The following is a 7199-nucleotide window of genomic DNA, read 5'->3' on the forward strand; positions in this document are numbered from 1 at the left end:
CGGGTCGGCGGCGGGATCAGGCCTCTTGCGCCCGGGTGGTGTCGTCGGTCCGGGCCGGGGCGGCGCGTTCGGCGAGCACGCGGCGATAGAGCAGACGGGCATGCTCGATATGGGCGCGTGCGGCCTGTGCGGCCTCCTCGGCCCGGCCCGCCATCAGGGCCTCAAGGATCAATTCGTGTTCGCCGACGATCTCCATGCCACGGACCGGGCTGCCCGAGGCCAGTTGCCGGTAGCGTTCGAGATTGATCATCAACTGGTCCAGCAATCTCGCGGCGACCGCATTGCCCGACAGGACGCGCATGCGGGCGTGAAATTGCAGGCCTGCCTCCAATTGCAGCTCGATATCGCCTACCTGCGCCAGCGCCCGGATGCGGCGATGGATCTTGTCGAGCGGCTCGATGGAGATTTCGCCCCGGGCCACGCGCTCGGCGACGTTCATGGCAATGAGCGCCTCCAAATGCTCGCGGGTGATGGAAAGCTGCTCCTTGTCCGGCACGCTCAAGGGCGGAATTTCAATCGACCGGTTGGGCTCGCGGCGGATCAGGCCGATCATCTGGGCCTGATGCAGGACCTCGCGCATCGGCGTGCGGCTGATATCGAGCAGGCTGGTCAACTCCTGCTCGGTGACGAACATGCCGTCGGCGCGGGCCGGATCGCAGACCCAGGCGATGAAGCGGTCGAACAGCGGCACGGCGCGATTGGCGCTTTCATAGCTGGGAACGTAGGTCGGCGGGCGAATGTCCATCAAAAGCACTCTAAGTCAGGGGCCGAGACCTTGCGCCGGCCATGCCAATATCGTTTGCGTATCGCGCCGGGGCAGCGAGCATAAGAGGCCGGATTGCCCTTCTGCCGCCATTTTTCTCCGATTTTTCCGCAGCTTCACAGAAAAAAGCGTTCCACGACAGCATCCGTGGGCGAGGTGCGGACGTTCTATCCGCCACTATCACGGTTTTCCCCAGAACGCATCTTGTCCTCATTCACAGCAATGTATACAAGACGACAAGTATCCGCAAGTGAACCGCCAGAGATGGCGGGTTCATGACGATCGGAGCAAAGCCCAAGACGCCGGATCGCCGAAGCGGGGCTGAAGGCACAAGGCGGATGAAGCGGGAAAGGAAGCGGTTTGGGCGGAAAAGGACGTTTCGCGTGACGATCAATCCCTTTGAGACGATTGCAGTCCCCGTGCGGCAATTGCTGCCTCTGGGCGGCGTGACGCCCTCAAGCGCCCCCACCTCGCCCGTCGCTGCCTGGCGCTGGAACCACTCCCCCCTGCCGCAGGTATTCCTGGACGGGAGCTGGGCGCCGCTGCTGGCGGTCGATGGCGTTTCCGCCGAGCGGTTGGTGGAGCAGGCGGTGATGCTCGGCCGGCGCGACTGGCAGCGCATGCTGGTCGCCGAATTCGGCGCCGTCGCCGCGGCCGCCGGCCTGCCGGCAACGGGCGAATACCGTATTGCGCGGGCCGGCATGGCTGAGCTGACCGTCGTGGCCAGCGCCCAGAACCTGGTCACCTCCATTCATTATTTCCTGCTGGACGATCCCGAAGTCGAGATGGCCGGAGCAGAGGCGGCGCTTGCCGATTTCGCCCATCTGGCGGCGCCCACCGAGCCGCTGGACGCGGCCCGGATCGGGCTCGACCTGGCTGTGCTCGAACGCCTGGTGCGCCGCGACTTTTCCTATTGGGATCACGTGCCGGGCGAATGGCAGCACCGGCTGCACGCCCTGCGCGCCGCCCCGCCCGCCAGCCGCATGGAGCATGTCGAGCGGTTGCGCGACCTGATGGTGCTGCTTGGCGATGGCCATACCCGCGTCGATTCGGCCGATGCAGACCTGCTGCGCCGGGGTGTGCTGCCGGTGCAGATCGACTGGGTCGACGAGGCGCCCATAGCGGTCAGCCTTGACCGGAGCGCGCTGTTCGACGCCGATCACCCCTTCATCATCGCCATGGGTGGCGTGCCCATCCGCGAATGGATGCGGGCCGCGCGCCGCGCCGTGCCGCGCGGAACCGTGGCGATGCGCCGGAACTGGATGGCGCGCGACTTGCGGCGGGTCGGCGCCGTGGCGCCGCTGGTGGGCGCCGCGCTGGACGGGCCGCGCATTGCGGTGACGCTGGGCGACGCTTCCGGCATGGCGCGCACCGAGCATTGGCTCGACCTGACCGCCACCGACCCCAGGGCGCCGGTCAAGCCGGTGGACAGCCGCTGGCTGGCGGGAAATGTCGGCTATCTGGCCCTGCGCGGGCAGATGACCTCGGACGCTGCCGCCCTGGCCGAGGCGCATGCGGCCATGCGCCGTTTCGCGCCTGCCAAGGGCCTCGTCATCGATATTCGCGACAATGGCGGCGGCAGCCGCGACCTGCTGCGCGCGGTCGCCGGCTATCTGCTGGCGCCGGACCAGGCCGTGGTCTCTTCCTGGGCGCGGCTGCGCCGCGATCCGGGCGTCGATCCGGCCAATGTCGAGGAGGTTTTGCAGGGCCGCTACATGCGGCCATGGAACTGGGCCGGCTGGAGCCCGGCGGCAAAGGCCGCCGCCGCCGCCTTCGAGGCCCGCCACGTGCCGGAATGGCCCGACCCGGAAGATGCGCGCTTCGGCCCGCTCAACCTGCTGATGCTCGAACGCCTGCCCGAGCAGGGCGACTTGCAATTGCGCTGCCCGGTCGTGGTGCTCACCAATATCCGCAATTACAGCGCGTCGGACATCTTCGCCTCGTCGCTTGCGGCCATTCCCGGCGTCGTGCTGCTGGGTACGCCCACGGCCGGCGGCAGCGGCTTCGCCCGCCGCACCGTGCTGCCGGGCAGCCTTACTACCATCCAGATTTCCACCATGGCCAGCGGCATGGTCGGCGGAGATCTCTACGAAAACCACGGCGTCGTTCCCGAGGAAATCCTCTGGCCGAGCCTGGAGCAATGGCGCCAGGAGCTGGAGGGCGACCCGCTCGTCATCCGCGCCCTGGAGCGCATCGCACAAGCCGCCGGGGCCCAGCCCGGCAGCACTGCCATCACCCAAGGGAGAGTATCGAATGAAGCATGAGCATAAATGGCTGGCCTCCATCTCGGCCGCCATCCTGATGACGGCCGCAGCCGGCACCGCGCCGCTGCTGGCCCAGCCGCTGCCGGAAGGCTGGATCTCGGTGACCGCCTGCGCCCCGGCGGCGCCGCTTATCCCCACCAATACCACCGAGTCCTGCGGCTCGGACGTGCTCGATCCGATCATGGCCGGGCTGGTGACCACCGACACCGCGACCGGCGCGGTCATCAACGACATCGCCGAAAGCATCGAGACCGATGACAACACCGTCTGGACCGTCACCCTCAAGCAGGGCTGGAAGTTCCATGACGGCAGCGAGGTGACCGCCGCCAGCTTCGTGGATGCCTGGAACTGGGCCGCCTATGCCCCCAACGGCCAGGCCACCAACAACTGGTTCTCCAGCATTGTCGGCTATGCCGATCTCAACCCAAAGGCCGCCGATGGCGGCAAGGCGCCCGAGCCCACCGCCCAGACCATGAGCGGCCTCGAAATCCTCGGCGACCACCAGTTCCGCATCACCCTCAAGGGGCCGGTTCCGGGCTTCACCGCGCAGCTGACCTACAAGGCCTTCGCGCCGCTGCCGGCCTCCTTCTACGACGATCCGGCGGCCTTTGGCCGGCATCCGGTCGGCGCCGGGCCCTTCAGCCTGGAAACAGGCTCGCCCGACACCGGCTACAAGCTGACGGCCTTCGCCGACTATATCGGCGCACACAAGCCCAGCATCGCCGGCATCGACATGCGCATCTATACCAGCGGCGAAGCGGCCTATAACGACCTGATCGCCGGCAATCTCGACCTGATGTCGAATATTCCGCAGTCCAAGCTGGTCGACGGGCAGTGGGAACGTGAGCTCGACGGTCGCGTCGTGGTGCAGCCCCAGGCCTCGATCCGTGGCCTGGGCATGCCCTGGGGCGATGCCAACCCGCAATTGGCCAAGTCGGAAATACGGCAGGCCATCTCCATGGCCATCGATCGCCAGACCATCATCGATGTGATCTTCAGCGGTGTCGGCCGCGCGGCCACCGGCTGGGTTCCGCCCGGGGTCGACGGCTACCAGGCCGGCGCCTGCGGCGAGTTCTGCACCTACAATCCCGAAAAGGCCAAGGAATTGCTGGCCGCAGCCGGCGGCTATGAAGGCGATATCAAGATCTTCTATGCCGGCGATTCCAGCGACAAGCCGGCCATGGAAGCGATCTGCAACAGCATCCGCAACACGCTGGGCATCGAGTGCCTGACCTCGGCCCTGGCCGACAATGCCTCCTTCCGCTCGCTCACCCGCTCGGGCGAGGCAACCGGCCCCTTCCCGGCCAACTGGACCATGGATTACCCCTCGATCGACAACGCCATCGTGCCGATCTATTCGAGCAAGGGATCGTCGAATCGCGGCTCCTATACCAACCCCGCATTCGATGCGCTGATCGCCAAGGCCGATACCCAGCCCCATGACGAGGCGGTCAGGACCTATCAGGAAGCCGAGGCCCTGCTGGCCAACGACCTGCCGCGCATTCCGCTGTGGAACCCCTCCACCACGATCGGGCATTCCGCCAGGATCGACGACCTCGCCGTGCGCTCCAATGGCCGCGTCGACTATGCGAGCGTGGTCCTGAACTAGGGCCCCGCTCAAATCGAGAAGCCGGCGGCCCATGTCCCAAGGGGCCGCCGGCTTCGCGCTCTAAGGCGCAAACAAGAGGTGATTGAGCACAAATGACAGGCTATATCATACGCCGGTTGATGCAGTTCCTGCCCGTTCTGCTCGGCACCACCTTCATCGTCTTCTGCCTCGCCTGGGGCATGCCCGGCGACCCGCTGGCGGGCAAATGTGGCGACCGGGAATGCCCGGAAGCCTATGTGGCGCTGGCCACCGAGCAATTCCATCTCGATCAGCCCCTGGTGGTCCGCTACGGCTATTATGTCGCCGACCTGGTCCGGGGCGACCTGGGCACCTCGTTTACCGGCCGGCAGGTCAGCGAGCAGTTGATGGCCGCCTTCCCCGCCACCATCCGCCTGGCGCTTCTGGCCGTGACCATCGAGGTGCTGTTCGGCGTGGCCATCGGCATCGCCTCGGCGCTGCGCCCCGGAAAGGGGTTCGATACCGGCAATCTGCTGCTGGGCCTGGTGATCATCGCCTTTCCCGGCTTCGTCATCGCCAATCTGGCCCAGCTCATCTTCGGGGTGCGGCTCGGCTGGTTCCCGGTGACGGTCAACGATCCGTCCAGCCTCTATCAATTGCTGCTGCCGGCCATCGTGCTGGCGCTGGGCCACCAGGTGACGCTGTCGCGGCTGACCCGCACGGCGGTGCTGGAAAGCCTGGAAAGCGACTATGTCCGCACGGCCCATACCAAGGGCCTCAGGCCCTCGCGCATTGTCGGCATCCATGTGCTGCGCAACAGCCTCATCCCCGTTGTGACCTATATCGGCAAGGATATCGGCGGGCTGATGGCCGGCGCCGTGGTCACCGAAAGCGTGTTCAATATCCAGGGTGTCGGCGGGCTCATCGTGCGCTCGATCCGCAGCCATGACGGCGTGACCATTGTCGGCGCCGTCACCGTGATCGTCGTCACCTATCTCGTCATCAACCTGCTCGTCGACATCGCCTATGCGGCCCTCGACCCAAGGATCCGCTATGACTGAAACCATCCTGGCGACCAGCCCCTCCGTAAATGAAAAAGACCGCTCGCTGACCGGCGAGGCGCTGGCCCTGCTGGCCCGCTCGCCCATGGTCTGGGTGGCGCTGGCCATCCTGGCCGTGCTCTTCGTCATGGCCTTCGCGCCACAGCTGTTCAGCTCGGTCGATCCGCGTTATTGCGACCTGATGAAGGCGCGCAAGCCGCCCGAGCCGGGCCATTGGTTCGGCTTCGACATCCAGGGATGCGATGTATTCTCGCGCACCATTCACGGCGCCAGCGCTTCGCTTTCGGTGTCGTTCCTCGCCACCATCGGCAGCACGCTGATCGGCGGCATCGTCGGGCTGATCGCCGGTTTTTACGGTGGCTCGACCGATGCCGTGCTCTCGCGGGTCACCGATGTCGTGCTCGGCCTGCCCACCCTGCTCGGCGCCATCGTCATCCTGGCCACGCTCGGCTCGGCCCAGGATAGCGGCATGGTCTGGCCCATCGTGCGGCTGGCGCTGGTGCTGTCCATCCTGGGCTGGGCCACCGAGGCCCGGCTGATGCGGGCCAGCGTATTGCAGACCAAGCAGGCCGAATATGTCCGCGCCGCCCGCGCCGCCGGCGCCGGCAATGGCTGGATCGCCATTCGCCACGTGCTGCCCAATTCCATGGCGCCGCTGCTGGTCATGGCCACCCTGTCGCTGGGCGGCTATGTCGGCACCGAGGCGACGCTGTCCTATCTCGGGCTGGGCCTGCAGGCGCCGGTGATTTCCTGGGGCACGGCGATCAGCGACGCGCAGCCCTATCTGTCCAGCGCCCCCCATATGCTGGTCTTTCCCAGCCTGTTCCTGATCGTCACCGTGCTGGCCCTGGTGCTGCTGGGCGAAGCGGTGCGGCGCGCCTTCGATCCCCGGTCGCGGTGAGGTCCCATGTCACATCCAGCCCCTGAACCCATCGTTCCGCTCTTGCAGATCGAAGACCTGTCGGTGAGCATCGGCAGCGGCAAGCAGGCGGTCCCCATCCTCGAAGGGGTGTCCTTTTCGGTGGCCGCCGGCGAAATCCTCGCCGTCATGGGCGAATCCGGCGCCGGCAAGAGCATGACCGCCATGGCGGTCATGGGCATCCTGCCGCGTGCCGGCCGCATCACCAGCGGCAGCATCCGCTTTCGCGGCGCCAACCTGCTGGCGCTGTCCGATGCGGAGCGGCGCGAATTGCGCGGGCCGCAAATGGCCATGGTGCACCAGGATGCCCCGACCGCGCTCAACCCGGTCTATACGGTGGGCTGGCAGGGGGCCGAACTGTTCCGCACCCATCGCGGCATGGGGCGCGCCGAGGCGCGGACCCGAGCGGTGGACCTGCTGGCCAGCGTCGGCCTGCCCGATGCGGCGGCGCGGGCCCGCGACTTTCCCCACCAGCTTTCGGGCGGCATGCGCCAGCGCGTGATGATCGCCATGGCCATCGCGCTCGAACCCGGCTTTCTCATCGCCGACGAGCCCACCACGGCGCTCGACGTGACCGTGCAGGCCCAGATTCTGGACCTGCTGCGCCGCCTGCAACTCGAACGCC

The 7199-nt window shown here is 66.9% G+C and carries 6 protein-coding genes; 5 read left to right on the top strand and 1 reads right to left on the bottom strand.

What is annotated here, in order from left to right; genetic code table 11:
- Positions 1-16: 16 nt before the first annotated feature.
- A complete protein-coding gene (locus VDP82_RS11620; RefSeq protein ID WP_323015011.1) occupies positions 17-745 on the bottom strand; it encodes a GntR family transcriptional regulator in 729 nt (242 codons plus the stop codon).
- Between the two features lie 401 nt (positions 746-1146).
- On the opposite strand from VDP82_RS11620, the gene VDP82_RS11625 reads away from it, so the two are divergent.
- From VDP82_RS11625 to VDP82_RS11645, 5 genes are all read left to right on the top strand, one after another.
- Positions 1147-3027: a S41 family peptidase gene (locus VDP82_RS11625; RefSeq protein ID WP_323015012.1), complete on the top strand. Its 1881-nt coding sequence runs from the start codon at positions 1147-1149 to the stop codon at positions 3025-3027.
- On the top strand, positions 3017-4636 hold the full coding sequence (locus VDP82_RS11630) for an ABC transporter substrate-binding protein (protein WP_323015013.1): 1620 nt from the start codon (positions 3017-3019) through the stop codon (positions 4634-4636). The genes VDP82_RS11625 and VDP82_RS11630 overlap by 11 nt, the downstream gene beginning before the upstream one ends.
- Positions 4637-4728: 92 nt before the next feature.
- On the top strand, positions 4729-5655 hold the full coding sequence (locus VDP82_RS11635) for an ABC transporter permease (protein ID WP_323015014.1): 927 nt from the start codon (positions 4729-4731) through the stop codon (positions 5653-5655).
- Positions 5648-6556: an ABC transporter permease gene (locus tag VDP82_RS11640; protein ID WP_323015015.1), complete on the top strand. Its 909-nt coding sequence runs from the start codon at positions 5648-5650 to the stop codon at positions 6554-6556. The genes VDP82_RS11635 and VDP82_RS11640 overlap by 8 nt, the downstream gene beginning before the upstream one ends.
- Before the next feature lie 6 nt (positions 6557-6562).
- A partial coding sequence (locus VDP82_RS11645; protein ID WP_323015016.1) for an ABC transporter ATP-binding protein occupies positions 6563-7199 on the top strand: 637 nt, incomplete at its 3' end.

It is taken from the genome of Devosia sp. (assembly GCF_034675085.1).
GTDB lineage: Bacteria > Pseudomonadota > Alphaproteobacteria > Rhizobiales > Devosiaceae > Devosia.